The organism is Puniceicoccaceae bacterium (assembly GCA_040224245.1).
In the GTDB taxonomy this organism is placed as follows: Bacteria; Verrucomicrobiota; Verrucomicrobiia; order Opitutales; family JAFGAQ01; genus JAKSBQ01.
Genome location: JBEGIR010000067.1, coordinates 22,245 through 45,664 on the forward strand (window position 1 = coordinate 22,245; position 23,420 = coordinate 45,664).

19 protein-coding genes are annotated in these 23,420 nt (G+C 52.2%); 14 read left to right on the forward strand and 5 right to left on the reverse strand.

Going from position 1 to position 23,420, the window contains the following annotated elements; genetic code table 11:
• Positions 1-6: 6 nt before the first annotated feature.
• The 3 genes from asnB (at position 7) to ABQ298_10815 (ending at position 4,702) form a co-directional block, all read left to right on the forward strand.
• Positions 7-1,917, forward strand: coding sequence for an asparagine synthase (glutamine-hydrolyzing) (asnB, locus tag ABQ298_10805; GenBank protein MEQ9824863.1), 1,911 nt, complete (start codon positions 7-9; stop codon positions 1,915-1,917).
• Positions 1,914-3,713: a hypothetical protein gene (locus tag ABQ298_10810; protein ID MEQ9824864.1), complete on the forward strand. Its 1,800-nt coding sequence runs from the start codon at positions 1,914-1,916 to the stop codon at positions 3,711-3,713. Before asnB ends, ABQ298_10810 begins: the two co-directional genes overlap by 4 nt.
• A 113-nt stretch (positions 3,714-3,826) precedes the next feature.
• Positions 3,827-4,702 carry a glycosyltransferase family 2 protein gene (locus tag ABQ298_10815; GenBank protein MEQ9824865.1) on the forward strand — a complete coding sequence of 292 codons (876 nt, stop codon included), beginning with the start codon at positions 3,827-3,829 and terminating at the stop codon, positions 4,700-4,702.
• Between the two features lie 13 nt (positions 4,703-4,715).
• Here ABQ298_10815 and ABQ298_10820 read toward each other — a convergent pair whose 3' ends face one another.
• A complete protein-coding gene (locus ABQ298_10820) occupies positions 4,716-5,435 on the reverse strand; it encodes a hypothetical protein (protein MEQ9824866.1) in 720 nt (239 codons plus the stop codon).
• A 6-nt stretch (positions 5,436-5,441) separates the two neighbouring features.
• Between ABQ298_10820 and ABQ298_10825 the strand changes: the two genes are divergently transcribed.
• Both ABQ298_10825 and ABQ298_10830 read left to right on the forward strand, forming a co-directional pair.
• Positions 5,442-7,343, forward strand: a complete 1,902-nt coding sequence (locus tag ABQ298_10825) for a hypothetical protein (GenBank protein ID MEQ9824867.1) — start codon at positions 5,442-5,444, stop codon at positions 7,341-7,343.
• 194 nt (positions 7,344-7,537) lie between these two features.
• Positions 7,538-7,915, forward strand: a complete 378-nt coding sequence (locus tag ABQ298_10830) for a hypothetical protein (protein ID MEQ9824868.1) — start codon at positions 7,538-7,540, stop codon at positions 7,913-7,915.
• Here the strand turns inward: ABQ298_10830 and ABQ298_10835 are convergent.
• Positions 7,851-9,755, reverse strand: a complete 1,905-nt coding sequence (locus tag ABQ298_10835; protein ID MEQ9824869.1) for a nucleoside-diphosphate sugar epimerase/dehydratase — start codon at positions 9,753-9,755, stop codon at positions 7,851-7,853. The two genes, ABQ298_10830 and ABQ298_10835, sit on opposite strands and share 65 nt — an antisense overlap.
• A 184-nt stretch (positions 9,756-9,939) precedes the next feature.
• On the opposite strand from ABQ298_10835, the gene ABQ298_10840 reads away from it, so the two are divergent.
• Genes ABQ298_10840 through ABQ298_10850 form a run of 3 tightly spaced genes read left to right on the forward strand, consistent with a single transcriptional unit; the run spans position 9,940 to position 12,649 of the window.
• On the forward strand, positions 9,940-10,605 hold the full coding sequence (locus tag ABQ298_10840) for a sugar transferase (protein ID MEQ9824870.1): 666 nt from the start codon (positions 9,940-9,942) through the stop codon (positions 10,603-10,605).
• Positions 10,605-11,516, forward strand: a complete 912-nt coding sequence (locus ABQ298_10845; protein MEQ9824871.1) for an NAD-dependent epimerase/dehydratase family protein — start codon at positions 10,605-10,607, stop codon at positions 11,514-11,516. Before ABQ298_10840 ends, ABQ298_10845 begins: the two co-directional genes overlap by 1 nt.
• Positions 11,517-11,521: 5 nt before the next feature.
• On the forward strand, positions 11,522-12,649 hold the full coding sequence (locus tag ABQ298_10850; protein ID MEQ9824872.1) for a glycosyltransferase family 4 protein: 1,128 nt from the start codon (positions 11,522-11,524) through the stop codon (positions 12,647-12,649).
• 22 nt (positions 12,650-12,671) lie between these two features.
• Here ABQ298_10850 and argA read toward each other — a convergent pair whose 3' ends face one another.
• Positions 12,672-13,952, reverse strand: coding sequence for an amino-acid N-acetyltransferase (argA, locus tag ABQ298_10855; protein ID MEQ9824873.1), 1,281 nt, complete (start codon positions 13,950-13,952; stop codon positions 12,672-12,674).
• Complete coding sequence (locus tag ABQ298_10860) at positions 13,949-14,965, reverse strand: hypothetical protein (GenBank protein ID MEQ9824874.1); 1,017 nt, start codon at positions 14,963-14,965, stop codon at positions 13,949-13,951. The genes argA and ABQ298_10860 overlap by 4 nt, the downstream gene beginning before the upstream one ends.
• 78 nt (positions 14,966-15,043) lie before the next feature.
• Here ABQ298_10860 and ABQ298_10865 point away from each other — a divergent pair, with 78 nt between their 5' ends.
• The 6 genes from ABQ298_10865 to ABQ298_10890 all read left to right on the forward strand — a co-directional run bounded on the left by ABQ298_10865 (position 15,044) and on the right by ABQ298_10890 (position 22,676).
• Complete coding sequence (locus ABQ298_10865) at positions 15,044-17,668, forward strand: tetratricopeptide repeat protein (GenBank protein MEQ9824875.1); 2,625 nt, start codon at positions 15,044-15,046, stop codon at positions 17,666-17,668.
• Positions 17,665-18,321, forward strand: coding sequence for a MotA/TolQ/ExbB proton channel family protein (locus ABQ298_10870; GenBank protein ID MEQ9824876.1), 657 nt, complete (start codon positions 17,665-17,667; stop codon positions 18,319-18,321). Before ABQ298_10865 ends, ABQ298_10870 begins: the two co-directional genes overlap by 4 nt.
• 31 nt (positions 18,322-18,352) lie before the next feature.
• Entirely contained in the window at positions 18,353-18,787 is a 435-nt protein-coding gene (locus tag ABQ298_10875; protein MEQ9824877.1) for a biopolymer transporter ExbD, read from the forward strand.
• Positions 18,788-18,831: 44 nt separating this feature from the next.
• On the forward strand, positions 18,832-21,168 hold the full coding sequence (gene gshAB / locus ABQ298_10880) for a bifunctional glutamate--cysteine ligase GshA/glutathione synthetase GshB (protein ID MEQ9824878.1): 2,337 nt from the start codon (positions 18,832-18,834) through the stop codon (positions 21,166-21,168).
• A gap of 94 nt (positions 21,169-21,262) precedes the next feature.
• Positions 21,263-22,126: a 5'-3' exonuclease H3TH domain-containing protein gene (locus tag ABQ298_10885; GenBank protein MEQ9824879.1), complete on the forward strand. Its 864-nt coding sequence runs from the start codon at positions 21,263-21,265 to the stop codon at positions 22,124-22,126.
• 337 nt (positions 22,127-22,463) lie between these two features.
• On the forward strand, positions 22,464-22,676 hold the full coding sequence (locus ABQ298_10890) for a hypothetical protein (protein MEQ9824880.1): 213 nt from the start codon (positions 22,464-22,466) through the stop codon (positions 22,674-22,676).
• Positions 22,677-23,189: 513 nt separating this feature from the next.
• Here the strand turns inward: ABQ298_10890 and ABQ298_10895 are convergent.
• The coding region (locus tag ABQ298_10895) for an IS256 family transposase (GenBank protein ID MEQ9824881.1) at positions 23,190-23,420 on the reverse strand (231 nt) is incomplete at its 5' end.

Below are 23,420 nucleotides of genomic sequence, written 5' to 3' on the forward strand. Positions count from 1 at the left end.
ATCACCATGTGCGGCATTTTTGGATTTACCCGATTGCAAGCTTCCCCAGATGAGGCGCAACAGCTTCTCGAACGATCGATCAGCACCTTGCGCCATCGTGGTCCAGACGATGAAGGCGTGGAATGCTTTCCCGAACTGCATACCGGCTTGGCCCATCGCAGGTTGTCCATTCTCGATGTGTCAGCTCGCGGTCATCAGCCCATGCGATCTGCTTCCGGGCGCTACTGGATCTGCTACAATGGGGAAGTCTATAACTTCGCTGCCTTGAGGGCTGAGTTGGAGGGAGCCTATGCGTTCAGAACCGAATGCGATACTGAGGTCATGCTCGCCGCTTTTGAGCGTTGGGGAGTTCAGGGTTCCATCCCGAGATTTCGTGGAATGTTTGCCTTTGCCGTATTGGATTTGCAGGAGCAGGAACTGTATCTGGTTCGGGATCGCATGGGCATCAAACCACTCTATATCGGACGAACTGGAGATGCGGTATGGTTTGCTTCCGAGCTGAAGGCCCTCATGGTAACCGGACGGTTTCCTCGAAGCCTGCACAGCGAAGCACTGGAGAGTTACCTTGCCTTCAATTTTGTGCATGGACGCGCATCGCTGATCCAAGGCATAGAGAGGCTTGAACCCGGACACTTTCTCAAGGTCTGCATTCGGGAACCCTCCCGGGATGAAACCGTTTGTTATTGGAACGCCTTCAAGCCTGCGAACCTGTCACCTGCTGAGGGATTGCAGGGGGTGGAACTGAAGGCTTGGATGCGGGACAAGCTGCTGGAGTCGGTGAAACTTCGCATGGTTGCAGATGTGCCGCTGGGTGCATTCCTGTCTGGAGGGGTTGATTCAAGCCTGATCGCTGCTATGATGCAGGAGCTCAGTGATCGTCCAGTACAGACATTCACCATTCGAACGGAGGACAGCGGTTATGATGAATCTGAACATGCCGCAGCCGTTGCCCAGCAATTGGGCACGCAGCATCATTGTTTTACGATCACCCACCGGAAGGTTATCGAAGGAATCGAGCAGGCTGGTTCGTGTTTTGACGAACCCATGGCCGATGTTTCCATGATTCCCTCATTGCTTGTGTCCCAGGAGGCGCGACGCCTTGTAACCGTTGCGCTGACCGGAGACGGCGGTGACGAAGTGTTTGGGGGCTATAATCGCTATTTTCAGACCCCTCGCATCCTCAGGAGCATGCGCATGCTTCCGGGTTCGGTGCGTCGAAGTATCGGGAAATGCCTTGGCTCCAGTACCATTTCAGACGTGTTTCACCAGACGGGCATCCTCCAACGCATGGTTGCGGGGGCTGAGAAACTTCAGAAAGTCAGTCGCTTGCTGCAGGCGGAAAGCGTGCAGGGAATCTACGCCCGGCTCATTGTTCGCAATCCCAGTTTTGCCTCGCAGACGCTCTTGAAGCGCACTGAGGCAGTGCTTGCTCAGGCGATGGTTGCCGAGGATTCCTCGCTTGCCCGCAAGTTGATGCGCTATGACATTGAAACCTACCTACGAGGGGATATACTTCCCAAGCTCGACATCGCCAGCATGCAACCAAGCTTGGAGGCCCGCGTACCTTTTCTCGACCATGAGCTGTATGAAGCCAGCCTGATGCTCCCGGACACCATGCTCATGAATTCAGGGAAGGGAAAGTTACTGTTGCGTGAATGGTTGGCGGAACGAATCGACCCCAGAACATTTGAACGTCCCAAAATGGGCTTTGGCATTCCCATGGCCCAATGGCTGCGACACGAACTGAAGGATTGGGCGTGGGATGTGTTGATGGATTCCCGCAACCCAGCAATTTTCAGTCGGGACGAGTTGCAGGAGATATGGTCCCGGCACTTGAAGAGTCATCAGCGTGAGGACAGTGAAATCTGGCCACTCCTATTACTCTTTTCCTGGCATCATTCATTGCCTGTATCATGAGATCCAAGCTTGCAGGAGCCCTTCCATTTGCAAAGTGGATTGTTCTTTCGGCGAGACAGTCGCTCGGATTTGCATTCCTATGCACGCTGTGTTGCGGTATTGCCTGGATCGCGGGCATGACCACCTTGCAACCCATTGCCGTAGCTGCCTTTGCCCTGCTTATTGCTGTCAATCTGGTTTTGTATCGGATGCATCGCCTGAGCCTCTTAGACAGTATGCTCTCTTTGGGACTGTTGTTGATCGGGCTTGCACTCAGTGCCACATTTTTGTCGCGCATTTACGATACCACATACGATGGAATGCGTGCTCACCAAGCTTCTGTTGTGGCCTTGAAGCACGGATGGAATCCCATCAAGGATCCTCGTTTTGAAGCACCGTTGTTGCGGCAGAATGTGGAGACGGAGCGCAGCTTGCAGATGCAAGCACTGCAAGAGAATATTATGCTGGGGCAGGGCGGAAAGGTGAACAGTTTTTACATGCTGACTGCAGTGCTCTATGCAATGTTTGATAATTTGGAAGCAAGTAAATCGGTCCATTTTCTGATGGGATTGGCTGCCTTTGGGCTTACTTTTCAGCTACTGGCAAAACTCTCTTTGCGATGGGCACCACTTTGGGCGATCCTGTTTTCTGCCAACCCGGTGGTACTTTACCAATTTGGGAGCTTCATGCTGGACGGTTATACCTATTCGCTTTTTCAAATCTGTCTTGTTGCGATGCTGAGCATCCTGTATTGGCCTCAGCAGCTCACAGGATGGACTGATGGAGTGCTTTCAGCTCTGCTACTGTTCACTGCAAAAATCAGCGGGGCATCTTACCTTTTTGCGTTAATCGCAGCGTTTCTCTTGGTTGCAGGTGTGAGATATCTGTTGAAGCGACCACTGCAGGTGAAAATCCGATGGGCAATGGTGCTGATGATTCTGGGTTTTCTGGGTGCGTCCATCTACCACCTTTATGGGCTGCGGCAGGTCACGATTCATGGGGTCAGTGTTGCAAGCATCTCGAGTTTCATGATGCATCGTGATCAATCCCGTCCGGGATTGGCGGGGATACCTGAACTCGCATCGCAGTGGAAAGGGGAGCGATTTTGGCACTCACATGCGTCAGAAACACACATCAATCCGGGCACCTATCGCTCTAAGCCACCTGGTATGGTGAGGGTAGGTGAGCTAAAGCAACTTCACCGCGGACATGGCGAATATCGTACTGGCGGCTTTGGTCCGCTTTACAGTGCAATGTTATGCGTTGCTTTGATCATCCTAGTCCGAAAGCCCTCGGTTTTGAGCCAGTTTCCCTTTCAGGTCTTCGCCGTGTTTGTTTGCCTTACGGGCTGGATGCTTCCGATTTGGTGGGCGAGATGGACTCCATTCCAATGGCTGATCCCACTTTTGCCCATGCTGTGGGTGGCGGTGCGTTCACCGTCAGATTCTTCCATATTTCAACTGCCTCGGTTCATCACCAGAGGAGGATTGCTGGCATGCCTGGGCCTGATCAATGTGTGCTTGGTCAGTTTGAGCTACATGCTCGGACGATGGGAGTTGAGCAGGGCGATTGACCAGCGCATTTTGAGCATGACCGAGGAAGGAAGCACCGTTGAACTGCATACTGAGGTGTTCCCTTGCAATCAATTCTGGTTCACGACTTTGGGACGTTCAGTTGAAGTAATGCTCCGCGAAGCAAAAGAAATGACAGACGATTCCACCCTTATGACCATTCCAGGCACAGACTCCCGTTTTCGGGTTCGGGCTGAGGTGCTGCCCACGCAGCGCATTGAAGGTGATGTGAAGGAGGGTAAGTGAAGTTTCAGCTTGGGAAAAACTGCAAACACTGGAAAATGGTCAGAATCAGCGAAAGCATCGCTTCGGATTGATTTTTGAATCCCTTAAGGTGAAAATGATGTTTTACGTGGTGTATGAAGGCTTCGTTGGTGTCGGTCATTGTACCCTGTTTCAACTATGGTGAACAGCTCGAGTGCTCAGTTACGAGCGCACTCTCGCAAAGTTATCCTTTGCTTGAAGTTATCATCATTGATGATGGATCGACGGATTCTACACCTGAGGTTGCATCTCAACTCGCGCTAAAAGACTCAAGGGTTCGAGTTCATCATCAAAGCAATCAAGGGGTAGCTGCCGCACGCAACTGTGGGATGAAACTGGCGAAAGGAGAATGGATTCTCTTTTTGGATGCAGACGATGAATTGTTCCCTGAGTATTTGAGCAAAACAGTTTCAGTTATCGTGGAGCAGGGCTGCGATTTTGTTTATTGCGATTTTGAAGTGACTGGCGAGACCACACGCATGGGTCGCATGATCGAATTTGATCCACAAAAAATCAAGATCCGGAATTTTGTCAGTATCTGCACACTCTTCCGTCGAAATTCCATCGCTCAACACCACTTCGACTCTTCTTTGGAGATGAATGAAGACTATGATTTTGTTCTGGGACTCGTTGCCAGTGGATGTGTCGGTTTTCACCTGCCGGAAGTATTGTTTCGCTATCGCAAACACCCTGACAGCCGAAGCACCCGGGCATGCCAGGACCTAAAGGAATATCGTACCAAAAAATGCATCATCCGCAAACACGCCGCTTTTTTTGATCCCACAGAAACTCGCCTATCCTTGCGCTATTCACGGGAGCGCACCCTGCATACCCTGTATCAGCAGATTCGAATCAAACGACGCAATTGGGATCTATGGACGCGCGTGTTGCTGGCAGTGTGGTTCTCGCGAAGTGCTTCAGATATCTGGCACCTGGCCAAGGTACTCATGGGAAAGCCGATCAATCTCTGATGTTTCACTGCTTTTATTCGAACAAGCCAAGATTCATCCAGAGTTCGCTATAGGCGACATCAGGGATCGGATTGTAGGGTGGGTAGAATCGACCGTGTCGGGAATAGAGACCGAAGATGTAAACAAAGTCTTCCTTCAGGATATCGGGTGCTTCGGATGGATCTGCAACCCAAGTCTGCAATCCCTGCTTTGCAATCTGTCGCACGGACACAGGCATGCCATCCTTGCACAGTGCGATCCATTGTTGATTGGAGTCGACGTAAAGCCATCCTTCTGAGGTTCGAACCTCAGAGGCTGCATGGGAAGCGATTTTTGGACGCAGCAGCGATTTGAGCGCACTTCCAGCGATTTTTTCGTAGAGCGCGACGTGTCGAACTTCAAAACCGTGATAACGCAGCGCCTTTTCAATGAAACGGCTGCGATCATAGCAGATGCCACGTCCCTGCTGGACAAGGTCAGCGGGTTCACGTCTGGAGTTTAAGGCAATGCCCTCCCAAATCGGTGACGAGTGGAGGGCTGTTTGTTGTACAGACCGGATAATGGCGAGTTCATGAGCGAAAGTCATCAGTTCTGAGCGGGTTTCTGCAGAGGCTGCCGGGAACAGTTCAGAAAAAATGGTCTTGTCTTCGGGAGACAATGAGAGATCTACCTGATGCCAAAGTAGTACCACGCAAAGCAGCAATAGGGGCAAAAGGCTCATTGCCAGAATGCGGATCGTTCGCCTTACTTTCATGACGTAATGAGCATTGTTAATGAGAGAATACCTTCCGCGCAACCTGCGATTGCTTGTGGTGGCAGCCTGCTGTTGTCGGTGTTGCTCACTCAGTTGCTCTTCCGTGTTGGGATTTCGGTAACACCATGGCATTTCCTGCTGCTCCCCGGAACCTTCGTGCTCCTGCTTTGTACTGGTTTTTTACTCGAAGGCAGAGCCTCTGCTCGTGGTATTCTGCACGAGTGTGGTATTGGGCTGGCAGTGCTCGCTGCTTTTCTGTTGCTCACCGGATGGACCATTGCCACCGATTTTGATGGGCTGTTCATGCACGTTGAGTTTGTGCGTGCGCTGTCGCTTGGCTGGAATCCGGTTCGGGACCCATTTTTGCTGCAACCAGAACTGCTGGGATCGGGTCCCTCAATCGAATTATTGCAGAGCAAAATCGAAGCAGGAGGCTACTACCTGAAATACGGGCAAATCCTCCAGGCACTTCCGGCAGCGGCGTTTGGGTTGGAATATGGAAAAGCTGCCAATGCATGGTTTGCATATTTTCTTTTTCGCTCTGCTGCGTATGTCCTGCAACGCTGGGGACGAGGTCGCCTCGAATCCGTTTTGCTCGCGGCACTTGTTACGTTGAATCCGGTCATTGTTTATCAAATTCCGAGCTTCAAACATGACGGTTTAGTTGCCTGCTTGTTGGCGATTGTAATTTTGAGTGGAATTGTGTTTTTGAAACACCCGCGGCGGGATATCCTGATACTCGCACTGATTGCGATGACCCTGCTCGTTGGAGTCAAAAAGTCTGGATTGGCCTATGCCAGCTTTTTTCTCGCAGCTTATGCAGGGTTGTTTGCGGTGTTTCAGTTGCCTTTCATCCTCAAACATGCATGGCAGTTTTTGCTCGGAGTGGCTGTACTTGTTGTCATCGCAGTAGTTGTGCTGAAATCGGGTGCGTGGGACATTCGTCCGGACATTCAGCTGCCCATCGCCGAGGCTCTACAGAGCCGGGGAAATCTTGTCGACCGCATCAAACCAGAATCGGTCTTTGATCACTATCCGGAATACCGGGAGATGCAGGGATTTGAGCAGTTTCTCACGACGATATTTTCGGAAACTCACATCAGCCCAAGCACACCCGTTTGGAAAGTTCCGGGGACCTTTTCAAGCCGGGAGATTGCAAATTACCTTCAGGCATTTACGGGATACTGGATAGGTGGCTTGGGTCCCTTTTTCAGCTTGGCCGTCACACTTTCCATGTGCGGTACGCTACTGGCAGTGTTGTTGAACGCATCAAATGCGAAATGGTTGCTTGCAATGCTCGTCCCTCTGCTGCTGACGGTGAGTCTGCTGCCATCACTCTGTGTGCGCTGGGTTCCACACATCTGGCTGTTGGGAATCCTCTGGATCGTTGCTATGCCACCGCGTGCAGTCGACCCGGGCGTGAAGGGCGCTCTTTTTTCCCTCCTGTCGCTGCATGACTGGATGAGGGTTATGGTTTTGCTCGCGAACTGGACCCTCTGGGTTAACGCTTTGCTAGTGCTTGGATTGACGGTCATTGGCCAGGTGCGGATTCGGCAGATCCTCGAAACCCAGTTTGCCCTTCTCGAGCAGGTGGAACAACCATTGTCAGTGTCTTTCGACTGGTTTCCTTCCAACCGCTTCTGGTTTGAGGATCGTGGCATTGCGATCAATATTCGTTTGCAGGATGAGTTCAGGGGTGAGGTTCCATACAGTAATCTCTATCGAACGAACACTCGGGTGCACCTGACATCAGAGTCCCTTGCTCAATGGGTGCGATATCCCAAAAGTGACGAACTCATGGAGTTGCAAAAAGGCCTTGAATATTTAGAAAGGAAGCTACCGTCTGATGCTTACCAATGGCATTGGATTCGCCCACTTTTGGTGCTTCCGGGCGATGCATTGTTGTAATCACTGTCGATCATTGAAGGATGATGCAGAATTGACCCTATGGCAAATTCACAAAAAAATCTCGCACACGACCCTTATACCGGCCAATCCGAAGCTCAGTTATGAAATGGGGACGATATGACATCTTTGAGTTGTGCGCTCTCGCATTAATCCTGGTGTTTGCGATTGCACTGTGGTTGAAAAGAAGCAGCCCCATGGCTATTGAACGTGGGAATCTCGCAGTTGCGGGTGTTTTTGTGGATGCAGTGCAACCATCACTCGCAGGGGAGGATCGCTTTAATCGAGTGAAACTGGATGTGATTCGAATCCACAAAGGCTGCATTCTTGTGCATGGTGAAGTCGACACTCATGCCGACAAAGAAGCCTTGTTTGCATTTCTCGATGAGCGCTATCCACCTCGTTTATTGACCTTCAATCTTCGTATTCTGAACAAAGGCAATGCAGTTCATATCGCACCGGATGTCTTTCGTGAGGATTATCGGGTTGATCGACACCGGGAGGAGCGAATCATACTGGAGGCTGATGCGGTACTTCCTCCTGATACGGCTGATACTCTGGAATCAGGCGTTTGAAGAACAATCTTTGCTCAGAAGCTGACATGGACTCGAGTGAAGTTGCAATCGCATCGAGGGACACGAGAATCTCCTGCCCGAGCGGTGGTGGACTCTCAAAGCGAAGAATGCGCGGGTGACTCGTAGGCTTGAGTTGTTCAGCCTTGTGTTGCAGTTCCTCAAAGAGTTTTTCGCCCGGTCGAAGGCCGACAAATTCGATCAGGATTTCTTTTTCCGGTTCAAATCCGCTGAGCTGAATCATGTGGCGTGCTAAATCAACAATCCGGAAGGGTTGTCCCATATCGAGCACAAAAATGGCTCCTGGTGCTGCGAGCGTTGCGGTCTGGAGAACCAAGCCTACTGCCTCGGGGATCGTCATGAAGTAGCGGGTGACTTCCGGGTGCGTGACGGTGACAGGACCACCGGCCTCGATTTGCTGCTTGAAGAGTGGAATCACGCTTCCGGAGGATCCCATCACATTGCCAAAGCGGACGGCATTGAACCGCGTTTGGTTGTCAGGCAGGTTCTGCACCGATTGTATCGCCAATTCGGCAAGGCGCTTGGATGCTCCCATTGCACTGGTGGGATTGATGGCCTTGTCCGTGGAAATCAGAATAAAATCTGAGACTCCCAGACGACTGGCAATACGCGCAAGATTGGCGGTGCCGATGGAGTTATTTTTAAGGGCTTCACCGGGCTGCGCTTCCATGATGGGCACGTGTTTGTGCGCTGCGGCGTGGAAGATCAGATCCGGTTTTGCCTCGCGGATCAGATGTTCAATTCGAACAAGATCTGTGATATCGCAGATACGGGATTGAAAGCGCTCCCTTGGGATTGGCAAGCGCGACAATTCTTGATCAATTCGATAGAGTGAGGGTTCCGATTGATCGATCAAGGTCAGGTGTTGCACGTCTTTGTGAATGATCTGACGGCACAGCTCAGATCCAATGCTGCCTCCCGCTCCGGTCACAATGACGCGCTTCCCCCGGAAGCATTCCTGAATGGCATCAGAATCGAGGTGTACCGGCTCTCGGGGCAGCAGATCTTCAATGCTTACGGGTCGCATCTGTGAGGCCACCATTCGTCCGCTGATGAATTCTTCAAAGGCGGGAATGATTTCGACATCGAGTCCTGATGATTTCGCTCGTTGAGTGATTGACTGAATTTCAGCAGGACCGAGGGATCGATCTGCGATCAGAATCTGCTGGATTCCGTATGACTGACGCAACTCACCGAAGTCGCGTTGGATGGAAATCATCTTCAATCCATGAATTGTCCGTCCGACGCGGCGTGATTCTTCGACCAGGAATATCATGGGACGTTTTCCCATGCCAGGTTTGCTGATGAGGTCCGAAGCAACTCTTGCTGCCGAATCCCCGCAGCCGACGATGGCGACCTTTTGAGTTTTTTTGCTGCGAAGGTCCACTTCCAGGTAACGTTCTCTCAACATGCGCAGCAGGAAGCGGAATCCTCCAAGGAACACAATCGAGAGGATGAGATCCATGAGGATAACTCTTCTCGGGTAAATCCACTCAGCACCGCCAAGGGAGAACACGAACAGCAACACCATCGATACACTGAGCATGGCCCAGAAAATACTGAGCAGGTCAGGCAGGCGAAAAAACATCATGAGACCGCGAAACTGCCCAAACACAATCATGGCGAGCAGCTTCAGCGGAATCACCCAACAGGTTGCACGAATCGCCGCGTGTTTCAGCTCGTTGGGAATATCAAAATCGAATCCAATGATGAAGGACCAAAAGACCGAAAAGAAAAATATGATAGCATACGCGATCCCCAGTGATACCACACGAATCGGAGTGAGTGTGGCGATGGTTTTTTTGACTAGGGACTGGACCATGAATCGCTGAGATAGATAAACCGACTATCCCATTTTTCACTGATGCTCCTGTCAACTGCGTTCTTGGTTGGAAAAATGGGTAAATCAGCGAGAGAGTAGGTGATATGATTTTCTCGTTGTGGTCTCGAATCTGATACTTGATGATTTTCCAAATACGATGAAACAAACTCTTCCCAGGCAGATTATGAATCCTGAGCCAAATCTCTCGAGCCAGTATTTGCTGCTCAAGCGAGGGTTGGATTTGTTTGCTGCTCTGGCTCTGTTGCTGATTTTTTTTCCACTTTGGTTGCTGCTCATTGTGGCAATCAAAATCGACAGTCCTGGTCCGGTATTGTTTCGACAGAAGCGGATTGGACGTCACAAGACTCACTTCAATATTCTGAAGTTTCGCACAATGCGCATCGACACTCCTCGTGATACACCCACCCACCTGTTGGAAAATCCTGAATTCTGGGTGACTCGAGTGGGCACGTTTCTTCGCAGAACTTCGCTGGATGAGCTTCCCCAGCTGATTAACATCCTGAGGGGAGAGATGTCGTTTGTCGGACCGCGTCCCGCATTGTGGAATCAGCAGGATCTAATCGAAGAACGGGATCGGTATGGTGTAAATGCCGCTCCAGTTGGTTTGACGGGCTGGGCACAGATCAATGGCAGGGATGAACTTTTGATTCCGGAAAAAGCCAGGTTGGATGGTGAATATGTGCAGAAATTTGGCCTGTACATGGACCTGCGATGTTTAGTGGGTAGTGTCATTGCAGTGTTGCGCACTGACGGGGTTCTGGAAGGTGGCACCGGAAGGCTGGGCAAATCCGAAACCGGAGGTGTTCCCCATAAATCTGGGAGTGATTGATGTTGCTGGTTATTGGAATCACAGGCCACAGTGGTCGTTTCTTTCATGATGCGCTGATTGCCAGTGGGTATGCGGGTAGAGTACGTTGCCTTGTGCGAAGAAATTCTGAAATTGGATTTCTGGAGACATCTCCACTGCACTTGGAATGCGTGGTCGGGGATTTGAATGAGGATGTTTCGTTGGACCGTGCAATGAAGGGAGTGCAGGAAGTGCTTCACATCACCAATATTCGTTTCACACCTGCAGTTGTGAATGCTGCTTTGCGCAATGGAGTAAGCAGTGTTGTGGCCGTGCATACAACCGGGCTGTATTCGAGGTTTCGGGCGGCGTCGGCAGAATACGAATCAATCGAATCCGATTTGGCAGAAAAATTGAAGAAACATCCCGATTTTCGGCTGTGCATTTTGCGACCGACAATGATCTTCGGGGATTTAGACGATCACAACGTGAGCAAATTTGTTCGCATGATGGACCGCTGGCGTATCTTTCCATTGATTGATTGCGGGTCCGGGCGCCTCCAGCCAGTGAATGCGAGGGATCTTGGACGGGCTTATGCGGCTGTTCTGGCGCTGCCGAGTGAAGATCGGCGTCCCGAGTACATCCTTTCGGGAGAGCGGGCGGTTTCGATGCGGGAGTTACTGCAACTCATTCTTGACGCACTTGGGAAGCGGACTCGCTTCATCAACTGTCCGGGCTGGCTCGGGGTCACCCTCGCGCTCATCTGCAAGTTCCTGACTCTGGGGCACTTGGATGTCGTGGAGAAGGTACAGCGCATGACGGAGGATCGCACCTTTGCTCATGCCGAAGCAACCGAGGACTTTGGCTATCAACCCGAACCCTTGGAGCAGGGCATACAGCGCGAGGTTCAAGCTTACCTCCGTGCGCGATCAAAGTCCATAGAACCCACCTGAAGCCTGTGAATAGCCACGGACAATCCCGCATCCTCATTCTATCCAATCATTTCATCACGCTGTACCAGTTTCGGCGGGAGTTGATTGAGGAGCTGCTCGGGCAGGGATATGAGGTCTTGCTCTCCCTGCCACCATCGGCTGACAACGTGTTCTTCCGTGAGCGGGGTTGCAGGGTGATTGAATCCCCGATTGACCGAAGGGGAATCAATCCGCTCAAGGATGTCCGCCTGCTGTGGCACTATGTCCGCTTGATCGCGCGATGCCGTCCGGTCGCCGTGCTCTCTTTTACCATCAAGCCCAACATCTACGGTGCGATCGCATGCAATCGCCTCGGGGTTCCCCAAATCTGCAACGTGACCGGAACGGGAGCGACCTTCCTCAAGAGGGGACTGCTTCGCTCCCTGGCCATGCACCTCTACCGCCTGTCGGTTCGAGGGGCTACATGCGTCTTTTTTCAGAATGAGGGGGATCGTCAGTTCTTTCGGACGCACGGGATGGTGAACGGGAACGATCACCGTATCCCGGGTTCTGGAGTGAATCTGGAGCAGTATGCGCTCGCTGAGTTTCCAGCTTCAGAGGCAGTTCGATTCTTGTTCGCAGGTAGGATCATGCGACTCAAGGGCGTGGATGAATTGTTGGCAGCGGCTGCAGCACTGGCGAAAACCCATGCTAAGGTAGAAGTGGTTTTGGCCGGTTTTATTGAAGAGCCGGAGTATGAAATAAGACTGCGCGATCTGGTGCAGGAGGGAGTGGTGCACTACCTGGGTTTTGAAAAAGACATGGTTACCGCCATTCGCAATGCTCACTGTATCATCCTTCCCTCGCACGGTGGCGAAGGCATTCCCAATGTGTTGCTCGAAGCTGCCGCGATGGGTCGGCCTGCCATTGTTTCAGCGATTCCGGGTTCAGTGGAGGCAGTGCAAGATGGTGTGAACGGGTTTCATTTTGAAGCGGGAAATGCTGGAGATCTTCTCGATAAGATGCAGCGCTTTCTCTCCCTGACTGCCGCCCAGAGGGAACTGATGGGTCAGGAAGGGCGTAGGCTTGTGGAGACCCAATTCGACCGCAAGTACATCATTTATATTTACATGAAAACCATAAATGCGATCTTGCAATCAAATCCATTGAGTTGATCACATTCCTGTAATAACGCTCTTACAGCACGCGTTCGAGGATGATGGAGTTGCGCTGGCTGTACTCGTAGGCGCTCCGGCGTTCGGGTGGAAGTTGGTCGATCGTGGTGCGGGTGAAGCCGAGGTGTTCGGTGAAGAACTCGGATGCTTGGGTGGAGAGCGCGATGACCTTTTGAAATCCGCGCTTTTTGGCCTGTTCAAGGGAGTAGCGTGCGAGTTTTTGTCCGATGCCCTTGCCCTGATGATAGGGTTGGATGCAGACGCTGGCGAGTTCAACCAGGGTTTCATCGTAGGGGATCAGGCAGGTGCATCCGATGATGCTGTCATCCACTTCGTAGAGATAGAAGTTTTCGAGTCGATCCTCGACTTCCTTCATGGATCGGGTGATCAGCTGGTTGGTCTTGGATGCGTGTTTGACCAGCGCATAGATGTCGGCGATGTCGTCGGGTTTGGCCCGGCGGATGCGATCGTATTCATTCGCGTGGATCATGGTGCCGAGACCGACCTTGTCGAAGATTTCGATCAGCAGACAGCCGTCGATGCGACCATCAAGGATGTGCACACGGTCGGTGTTCCAGGTGAGCACCTGGATCGCGTGACGAGCCTTGCTGAGCAACAGTGGGTCCATTCCTGCCGGGTTTTCCTGGATCATCAGCTTCAGTTGCTCGGCAGAACAGTTGAGGATGCTCTCTTCCCCAATCGTCAGGCGGGGGCGACTGGTCAGGTAAATCAGCTTGGAGGCTCCGAGTTCTGTTGCGAGCGTTGCCGCGATATGATCGGAGTTGATGCGAAGGCTGCGACCCTTGTCGTCGTAAATGATCGGGGAGAAAACGGGAATGTCGCCGTGCTCGAGCAGGCGTAGGATGCGCGCCTTGTCGATGCTGTCACAGAGGCCCGTGTGCATTTGATCGATCCCCTGTTCGATGCCCACTGGCCTTGCATCAATGGCATTGCAAAAGGTGTAGGGCAGGGATTGTTCGGAAAGGCCCCGCATGATCTGGGCTGCGGCGACGCCAGTGGCATCAATTGCGAGCTTCAGGGTGGCATCGTCCGTGCGACCTTCGCCGCGTTCGTCACTGATGGTCACATTGCGCTCTGCTGCAAGGGTGCGGATTTGCTGGGCAATTCCGTGACAGAGCACCACCTTGATATTCAGGCTGTGCAGTACCGCAATATCGGTGAGAAGGCTTTGAAAATTGGAATCTGCGATCACAGAACCATCAATTCCGAGCACAAAAATGTGATTCCGGAAACGTGGCACATACTCCAGAATGTCCCGCAGGTCGATCGGTCGAATGCTCATAGGTCGGGATGGTTGGAAAGGTCGGATGTCTCGATGATACTGCGGGTCAATTCACCCCACTGCATGCGATTCAACAGTTCTGCGGATGTGGGTTTTTGGTAGAGTTCGCGCAAGTCGGGATGTCGCATCACATCGTGAAAGCGTCCTTGCTGCAATTGAGCGGGAAGCGTGGATTCCTCAAGCACAGATGCGATTTCGGGTTCCTGGAGTAGCGTCTGCACCTGTTCGAGCTGGAGAAACGCATCGCGAAGATCCTCACGAACCGATAGGATGCGCAGGTGCATCAGGAGTTCATAGCGTGCTTCTGGCACGGGATCCCCTTGTTTGACCCAGTGCTCAATGGGAGGGTGATACAGGGCACGGTACAGGTTGACAACGAACTTGTCACTGCGCGCGACATGCTCCGGTAGATACACATCCTGCTTTTGCCGATGTTCGAGACTGCCTGGTGCTGGAGGGATGGCCAGATTCAGGATTCCGATCACCCGGATCAGAATCGCAACAACGATAAAAACCACAATGCCATTGCAGAGTCCGAAGAGCACACCGCCGATACCGGAGATGAGTTTCTTTTTCAGAGTGGGTTGCTTGCGAGTGCTCTTGAACAGAAAGATCGCTCCGGCCACGAAGAGAAAATAGACCAACACTCCGAAGATCAGATTGGTCAGTTCTATCAGAATGGGTTCAGGGTAGGGGATGAGGTTGCGGTAGAGGTCCAGAATGATAAACCCGAGGACTTTTCCGATGAAGTAACCGATCGGGACTCCCGCCAGCATGAGCGCGGAGCGTCCCAGCCCATGCAGCCAACCCTGCCAGGCTGAAAACAGCATAAACAGAGAGAACAAAACATAGACAAAAAGCTGCCAGTCCGTGATGTCAAATGTGGGCGCCATGGATGCAATGATAACGTAAGTTGCCTTTGATTCTTCCTTGATTTCCTCAGAGGGATAACGGATTGTCGACCGGATCGAAGCCAGTGAGGAAATCCGTCCATCCTGGTGATGTTTCAACATGAACACGAATTCCACAGAGTCGATTCTTTTGTCATTGGTTCTTGATGACGGTTCAGCTGAGGTTATCGTGAAAGGTTCATGATGAGAGGATGGCAACAGGCGCACGGGCGCCGCTGGCGAGGCAGGCTCGCAATGATCATTGGGCTTGGTGTCCATGCGGTGATGCCGTGCTTTCTGCTGGCTCAGAGTGAGGAGATTCCAGTCAGTCTGCAACCGATCAATGATGCTCACCGTATCGCGGATCAGGATGCAGTGCTCAAGCTCATGAGTGCAAAATCAGCTGTCGAATTTGGCTTTGCATCAATCGCGACGCCCCTGTTCGAACAACTGCTTGAGGAGAGTGAAGCATTGGATGCTGAAGTCGTGGAAGAGGCCAGGTATCACCTCGTTCTAAGTCTGTTGAACCAGGGAAATGTTTCACGCGCACGCTTACATCTCGACCCGGAACTCATCGGTGACTCACCTCGCCTGGCGTTGGCGGATTTGCTGCTGGCCTATGCGGAGCAGGTGCCGACCGATGAACTGGAGCAACGCTTGTCGACCCTCGCAGGTGTCGATTTTGGAGCGGATCAGGTCTGGTTGCCGGTGATGCGGGCCGTGATTGCGATTCGTCGTGGCAATCTGGAGCAAGGGCGTCGTATTGTCGATGGTGCGCTGGCAGAAGCTGCGACGACGTTTCAACGCTCATGGATCGAACTGCTCATCTGGCGGGAAGAGATTCAAAGCGGCGAAGCCAACGAGTCGCTGCTGATATCACTCCGCTCCCAGATTGAAAACGCGGTTAATCCTCTCATTGCTTCCCAATTGACACAGCAGTATGCCATTGTGCTGCATGCGCTCGGGAGAGACAGCGATGCCATACGGATGATCGAGCAACAGCTTCCGTTGCTGGGGGATGCCAACCGGGACCAGCGGGATCGAATGTTGATGCTGTTGGCCATTATTTCGGGCAGACAGTCAGGGCGCACACAGGTAGCGATTGATGAAATCCTGCTCAACGGAAGATCGGAACGCATCCGCTCCATGGCGTTCTACCACTGGTTGGCTACTTTGGAATTCTCAGATCCCTCGACTCGGCAGACACTGCAGCAGCTGCGGGACTCTCGTCCGAATGATCCATTGCGGCACGAAATCGCCTATGCCCTTGCGCTGAGTCATTTTTACTCTGGGAACCTGAATCAGTCGCAGGTCTGGACGGACAGCATCCTGGAGTCGGATGCCAGTGCTTCTCTAAAAATGAGTGCGCTTCGGGTACTGATTGCGGTTTGCTGGAGCCAGAATCCGCCCCAGTACCGCCTGGCAGCAGAGCACCTGTTGCGCTTGCGTCGCCTCACTCAGGTGGATGCAGACCGCTTTCGTCAAACGCTGCTGATTGCAGACAGCTATTACCTCAATGGAGATTTTGAGAACGCAATTCCCTATTACCGCGGATTGCTGGACGAAAACCTGAGTCCCCGCATGCGCAACGAGCTGCTCTACAAAATTACGGACTCGATGCTGAAACTCGGGAACGTCGATGGTGCGCGACCGATCCTCGACCGATTTCACGATGAACAACCCGCACTGAGTGAGCTGATCTGGGGCAGCGAGTGGAACTTCAACCTGCACCTGGTCAAGGTGGATCGTCTCGATGAGGCGATTGTGCGCATGGAGCAGTTGCGGGATCGCATTCAGTCCGTTGCAGGAGAGGGCTGGAGCCAAATGGCAAGATTACGCGTGGGTTGGTTGCTCGGCTTTCTCAACTTTCAAAAACAAGACTATGCCGAGGCAAATCGTGCAATTGAGCTGGCTTTGAACTCCTACGAATCGCTCCCTGTACAAACGCGGGAACCCCTTTCTGTACTCGGTGACGAACTGATGTTGCTCTCCGCACGATGCCATTTTGCAGATGAACAATCCGAAGCGGCAGAAGCCCTGATTGAGCAGATTCGTGAGCGCGGTAATTCGACTACCTCAGCGGCAAGTTACATTGTCGAAGCTCGTTTTCACCTCTCTCAGGGGGAAAATTTGGAGGCTCAGCGTGCGTTGACAGAACTCGCAGACCGATATCCAGACAGCGAATATGCACCAGTTGCACTTTATGAAGCTGCCATCAGCATGGAGATGAGGTTGAGCGAAAATTCGGATCAGGAGGCTATTACGCTGTATGACCGCATTTCCACGCAGTTTCCTGATCACCCGCTCAATTTCATTGCCAAACTTCGACAGGGTGACCTGCTGCGCAAGTCGAATCAGTTCGCGCTGGCAATCTCCTTCTATGAGAATGTCTTACAGGACTACCGTGACGATCCCAGACTGTATTTGGTAGAAATGGCGATGGGGGAGAGCTACCTTGCAATGGGTTCCACCCGCGCCGACTACACCGACCAGGCCTCCCGCATCTTTGAACGCATCTTTGATCGCACCCATCTGCCCATCGAACTGCGAATCGAAGCAGGGGCCAAGGCTGCGACTGCGCTCGAAAAAGTGGGAAGGGGATTTCGTGCACAGGACATTCTTTGGCGCGTGGTATCGCTGGTGACACTGGATGCAGGATCAAGCCAGAACATGGGTGCGTCTGGCAAATACTGGCTGTCACGCGCACTGCTGCAGCTTGCGGATTACCTCATTGCAAACGATGCCGCGCATGAACTGGATCGTCTGACAGAACTGGCAGACTTGCTGCGCATTCCCGGCGCGAATTTGATACGGAACAAACTATGAGCATTGATATTTCCATCATCCAGCAGGGCGGACCAATGATGTGGTTATTGCTGGCGACGAGTGTTGTCGGATTTGTCCTCTTTGTAGAACGCCTGTTTTTTCTGCACAAAGGACACATCAATACCAATTCCTTCGTGGAGGGGATCAGCAATATCGTCAAAAAGCGCCGACTTGTTGAGGCACTGACAATTTGTGAGGAAAATCCCGGACCCATTTCCAATATCATCAAATCGGCTCTACTCCACTATGATGAACCCAAGGAGAAGCTGTTTGATGCCGTGCAGACCGCAGCACTGGTCGAAATCCCATACCTGCAGCGCCGCATCGGAACCCTCGCTGTCATTGCCCGCGTGGCACCGCTTTTTGGACTGATGGGAACTCTGCTTTCGATCATGAATACCTTTTCTCAACTGCAGCAGGATGGGGCCTATGCGAATGCAGCCGACTACGCTGGTTTCCTCGCCCAGGCCCTGATCACAACCATCTTCGGAGTTGGTATTGCGATCATGGCACAGCTCGCTCATCACTTTCTGCATGGTCGCTTCCGTGCATTGGTACACGACATTGAATGGGTGGGACACGACATGATCCAGCTCATCACCAATCTTGACGATCTCGATCCGCATGGCGAAGAAGCAAAAAGAGACGCTTAGGTTCGAACTGGAGAGTCCGGATCAAGGACTCATGAGTCCCTTGAACCTGAAAATTGCTTACCAGATTCCAAAGAGCGAAATGGACCTTCTCCCATTTCTCGACTTGGTCATGATCGGCTTTCTGTTCTTCATGCTGAGTTCGCGACTGGTATATGCGCCTGGCATTGTGGTTGATTTACCGCGTACTCAGGCTTCGATCACAGACTCTTCGCTGGTCACGGATGTGCTCACCGTAAGCAAGCGTGGCGACAACCTTCTCTATTTTTACCGGGGAGCGATCTACGATCATGAGGCGCTGCAAACCTATGCTAGAAATCAGCAAGGCTCCGCAGGTGCGGAAAATTCGATTCTACTCGTAAAAATGGATCGTCACCTCCCGATTCAGTTGCAGACTGATCTGCTCGAAATCACCCGTGAAATGGGCTATGCCAGAGTTCAGATCGCGGTGGAACCGGTGGATCGCTGAATGCCTCACCCAACCCAAATTTCAAACACCCGTATCGGATGAACATGAGTCAGTCCCGTCGATGTGATGGAAATTTCATCAATCTCGAATTCTTGAAGGCCCATGAAGGGTTGCCTGCATTGAGCGTGCGCGGTCGGTTTGGGTTGGAAAAGGAGCACGTGCGCTGCATGACGGATGGTCGTCTGGCCATGACCCCTCATCCGGAGCGACTTGGAAGCAAGGCGGATCACCCCTTTATTACAACCGATTTTTCGGAGAGCCAGATTGAAATGATCACGCCCCCGTTGCCGAGCCTTCACGAGGCACACGGATTTCTGACCACACTTCACCAAATCGTCCTGCAGGCACTTCCTGAAGATGAATTATTGTGGCTGCAATCCATGCCTCCTGTTCTGCCGGACGAAGCAGAGATTCCTGTGGCGCAATTTGAGGGCAGCTCGCGCTTCAAGACCGAATACAGGGAAAGGCTTTCTTCGATTTATGGTCGAGGTCGGCAAATGATCTCCGGTGCGCATTTCAACTTCTCCCTCAGTGAAACGTTTCTGACAGACCTCGCACGGGTGCGGGGTGAGCCAGTCGATATGATTCGGGATCTGTGCTACATGAAAATGGTGCGCAATCTCATGCGTCATCGCTGGTGGCTGGTGGGTGCTTTGGGGCGGAGTCCGAGCAGTGATCCTTCGCTCAAGTTGAAGTCCTTCGATTCGGAGCAACTGTTTCCGGTGTGTTGCGATTTTGGGGTTTCGATTCGGTCCAGCCGTATTGGTTACCGCAATCCACATCCTCTCGAAACCGACTATTGCACACTGGAGAGTTATCTGGAAGCGCTCGACACCCACATTCGTGAGGGAAAACTGCTCAACCGCAATGAACTCTACATGCCAGTGCGCTTGAAGCTGGACGCACAGGGAGAGCGCATTTCCCATCTGGAAGTGCGATTGCTTGATCTGGATCCGGAGGATGCGATTGGCATGCCGCTCGCATCACTGCAATTACTGCACCTTTTCTGTCTGTTTGCCTTGCTCGAACCTGAGCCGGGTCCATTCGATTCGACCCAGCAGCAAATCGCCGATGAGCGGCAGAATCTGGTTGCAGTGGCCGGATTCTCCGGAGAAACGACCTGTTGTGGAATTCATCTCAAGGGAGAAGAGTTGCAGGGAGAAGCACTTGAAATTGGTCGCAAGATGCGTGCGTTGCTCGAGGCTCTGCCCTGGTCAGCCGAGCAGCGATCTTGCATCCTGGAAGGCATTCAGCGATTGGAACAGGTTGCCGCCGGGCATGAGGCACATCCCTCCTCAAAGCTCATTGCGGCAGTACGTGAGCAGGGTTTCATCCCTTACCATCTTGAGCGTGCAGTGCGATCCAGGCAGGAGATGAACAAGGCGCATTTTCGCTTTCACGGGTTTGAGGATATGGAACTCTCCACGCAGTTGCTGCTGCGTGAGGCCACCACCAGAGGGGTTCATTTTGACATCCTTGACCGAAGTGAAAACTTTGTACGCCTGCACAAGCTTGGCAAGGAGGAGTATGTCATGCAAGCGACGCGAACCTCACTCGACCGCTACAGCCATGTACTGCTGATGGCCAATAAGGTGACCACCAAGCATGTACTCGCGCATGCGGGGTTGCGTGTTCCTGACGGAATTCACGCCAGCCATGCGGATGAAGCACTGCAACACTGGCATCGTGTGCAGGGGAAGGCCGTTGTGGTGAAGCCGAAGAGCACGAATTTTGGGATCGGCATCACGATCTTGAAGGAAAACAATCGTCGAGATGCCTATGAGCGCGCAGTGCACGCCGCATTTCAAGAGGATCGTGAAATTCTCGTTGAAAGCTTCGTGCCGGGCAAGGAATTCCGATTCTTCCTCATTGACAGTCAGGTTGTGGCGATCCTGCACCGGGTTCCGGCAAATGTCTGTGGAGATGGTCAACACTGCATTCGGGAGCTGGTTGAAAACAAAAACCGCGATCCCCTGCGAGGGAAAGGGTATCGCACTCCGCTGGAAAAAATCGGTCTTGGCGATGCAGAGGCCTGGTTTCTTGAATCCCAGGGCTACGATTTTGACACGATCCCTGCCAAGGGAACCACGGTTTACCTTCGCGAAAACTCAAACATCAGTACCGGTGGTGACAGCATTGATTTCACCGAGCGGGTGCATGTGAGTTACCATGAACTCGCATCCCGTGCAGCAAATGCCATTGGGGTAAGAATCACAGGCCTGGATATGATGATTGAGGATTATGGTACACCAGCCAGTGAAGGCAACTACGCCATCATTGAGATGAATTTTAACCCGGCCATCCACATCCATTGCTTTCCCTATGAAGGGAAGAACCGACATCTCGACAAGGCATTGTTGAATCAGCTTGGTTTCCTTTGAGTGCTTGCGAGTTGACCTGGTTCGTTTTGTGCAAGCCTGGAAGTCCAGGCATTTCCAGCTTTCCTTTCCCGCATTGCATTGGCATGCTCGGTGCATGATTTATCTGATCGACGGTTACAATCTGGTGTTTCGCAGCTTTTATGCCATCCGCGAACTCCGGCGTTCGGATGGGTTTCCCACAAATGCCATTCACGGTTGGGTCAAGACGCTATGGTATTTACAGGATCGTGCGGATTGTGATCGCCTGATCGTGTTTTTTGACCGAGGCGCGGATGAACGGGAGGAATTGTTGCCTGAATACAAAAAAAACCGAAAGGAAACACCACCTGAATTGGAAGCACAGGTGCCCTGGATCAAGGAGCTTACACATCTGATGGGGCTGTCCATCGTGGAAAAGGAGGGTGTCGAGGCGGATGATTTGATCGGTGCCTATGCCAGTCAGTATGCAAGTGAATCGAATCCGGTTGTGATTGTCAGCGCTGACAAGGATCTTGCGCAGTGCCTCAATGCTCACGTTCACCAGCTCCTGCCACCTCCGACGGCCAATCCTCGGTTGGGCTGGCGCATGATGACGGTGGACAGGGTTCCAGAGCGATTGGGTGTCCCTGCGGAACGTGTGGCTGACTACCTGGCATTGGTGGGCGACACTGCAGACAATATTCCGGGGCTTCCCGGGGTTGGCCCAAAGACTGCAGCAAAGTGGCTGCTCGAACACGGTGATCTGGAAACCATCATCGCGAAGGCAAACTATTTGACACCTCCGCGCTTTCAGGGACTGGTTGCCCAGAGCGCTGAGCGCCTGCGCATGAATCTCAAGCTCACGACGTTGGACTGCAGTCACGAGGTGAACTGTGATCAGGTCCCTCCGGTGCAGCTGGAGCAGCTGGAGCAAAAGCTGCTGGAACTGGAGATGAAGCGTTCCGCTGTAGATGTTCGAAAACGATATGCCTTAAAGTGATCAATTTGTCTGATTGGCACGGATGAAGCTTAATGATTTGTGTTCACAGGTTCTGATCTTCGTTAGTCAGAAAATCATCACGTTTAGGGGTATATATAGCGAGGGTCCGTTGCTTTTTGGGGTTGCAACGGACCCGCTTTATTTCTGGAAATCAGCGCATCGCTGAGCCGGTCGGGAAAAGTTGGACAGAGATGAGAAGCTGCTAGTGGAAAAAGCAGCTAATGAAAAAGAGACAAAAGTTCACCGCAGAGTTCAAAAGCGAGTTGCCCTTGAGGCGAATCGGGAACGCGAACCGATCCATGAGATCGTGATACGTTAGCAGATCCATCCGACCCAAGTGACGGAATGGAACAAGGCGTTGTCATCGGGAGCCGGGAGCGTGCTTGAATCACAGCGAAGCAAGGACGATGAGGCCCTGAGACAGAAAATCAAAGAGGATCGCCTCTACAAGCAGATCGGCCATTTGCAGGTGCAAGTGGATTTTTTTAAAGAAGCATACGACAAGAGCGGTATCCCTTTGCCAGCGGACGATTTGGATCAGATGCGATAGTGAGATGAGCATCAAAGAATAGTGCGAACTGCTGCGGGTTCCGCTCTCGAGCTATTACCACCGCTCACAAAAGAAGCCAAATCTTGAAGATGTGTTACTGATACGAATGATTGTTTCAGATACTGAACCGAGGATTTGACAAAATACCGTTCGGCAGATGCCGAACTCAAAACGCTCCGATCCATCGGAGCTGCAAAAACTCCGACGAGTCGGGGACACAAAAGCATTTTGGGGCTGTGAACAGCGTTATGTGGCCAATAGGCCTTTAAAGGTTGGCATCCGCCAGCCGATGCTAAAGATTCAGTAGTTTAAACCATAAATGGCATAAATTTAATGGAAGCATTCGGCGGGGTGTCCCATTTATTGTTGAAACTCGAGGTGGCTTGATGAGTTTGATGTTCGATTTATGGGTTTGGTGCAAGTTTCTTTCGGGGACGAGGGCTGCGAAGGCTCTGCTATCGAGAATGGGCTTAAAACTCGTCGGAGATAGCAGATACGAAGCAGCCCGGCCGTTCATGCCGCAAGTTCTCCTTTTTCGGCTCGCTTGAGGGCTTTCTGGAGTTGGTCTAAATCGCGATGCCCACGGACTCTGCGGAATCCTCTATGGGCCAGTTGCAGTCCGCTGGCAATCCAGTGCTCGGGTTGATCGGCTTTATCGCGCCATCGGCACACACGCCCGATATGACGGCGAAGATTTTTGATCGCATTTTCAATGATGTTTGTGCTCAGAAATGTGGTGTTGAG

What these genes read in the sequence shown, in the direction of transcription:
- ABQ298_10870 (MEQ9824876.1), top strand. Translation starts at nt 17,665, where the DNA reads ATGAGCATTGATATTTCCATCATCCAGCAGGGCGGACCAATGATGTGG.
- ABQ298_10860 (MEQ9824874.1), bottom strand. Translation starts at nt 14,965, where the DNA reads ATGTTGAAACATCACCAGGATGGACGGATTTCCTCACTGGCTTCGATC.
- ABQ298_10810 (MEQ9824864.1), top strand. Translation starts at nt 1,914, where the DNA reads ATGAGATCCAAGCTTGCAGGAGCCCTTCCATTTGCAAAGTGGATTGTT.
- ABQ298_10820 (MEQ9824866.1), bottom strand. Translation starts at nt 5,435, where the DNA reads ATGAAAGTAAGGCGAACGATCCGCATTCTGGCAATGAGCCTTTTGCCC.
- ABQ298_10885 (MEQ9824879.1), top strand. Translation starts at nt 21,263, where the DNA reads ATGATTTATCTGATCGACGGTTACAATCTGGTGTTTCGCAGCTTTTAT.
- ABQ298_10875 (MEQ9824877.1), top strand. Translation starts at nt 18,353, where the DNA reads ATGAGTCCCTTGAACCTGAAAATTGCTTACCAGATTCCAAAGAGCGAA.
- ABQ298_10865 (MEQ9824875.1), top strand. Translation starts at nt 15,044, where the DNA reads ATGATGAGAGGATGGCAACAGGCGCACGGGCGCCGCTGGCGAGGCAGG.
- gshAB (MEQ9824878.1), top strand. Translation starts at nt 18,832, where the DNA reads ATGAGTCAGTCCCGTCGATGTGATGGAAATTTCATCAATCTCGAATTC.
- ABQ298_10840 (MEQ9824870.1), top strand. Translation starts at nt 9,940, where the DNA reads ATGAATCCTGAGCCAAATCTCTCGAGCCAGTATTTGCTGCTCAAGCGA.
- ABQ298_10825 (MEQ9824867.1), top strand. Translation starts at nt 5,442, where the DNA reads ATGAGCATTGTTAATGAGAGAATACCTTCCGCGCAACCTGCGATTGCT.
- ABQ298_10835 (MEQ9824869.1), bottom strand. Translation starts at nt 9,755, where the DNA reads ATGGTCCAGTCCCTAGTCAAAAAAACCATCGCCACACTCACTCCGATT.
- asnB (MEQ9824863.1), top strand. Translation starts at nt 7, where the DNA reads ATGTGCGGCATTTTTGGATTTACCCGATTGCAAGCTTCCCCAGATGAG.
- argA (MEQ9824873.1), bottom strand. Translation starts at nt 13,952, where the DNA reads ATGAGCATTCGACCGATCGACCTGCGGGACATTCTGGAGTATGTGCCA.
- ABQ298_10845 (MEQ9824871.1), top strand. Translation starts at nt 10,605, where the DNA reads ATGTTGCTGGTTATTGGAATCACAGGCCACAGTGGTCGTTTCTTTCAT.
- ABQ298_10830 (MEQ9824868.1), top strand. Translation starts at nt 7,538, where the DNA reads ATGGCTATTGAACGTGGGAATCTCGCAGTTGCGGGTGTTTTTGTGGAT.
- ABQ298_10815 (MEQ9824865.1), top strand. Translation starts at nt 3,827, where the DNA reads ATGAAGGCTTCGTTGGTGTCGGTCATTGTACCCTGTTTCAACTATGGT.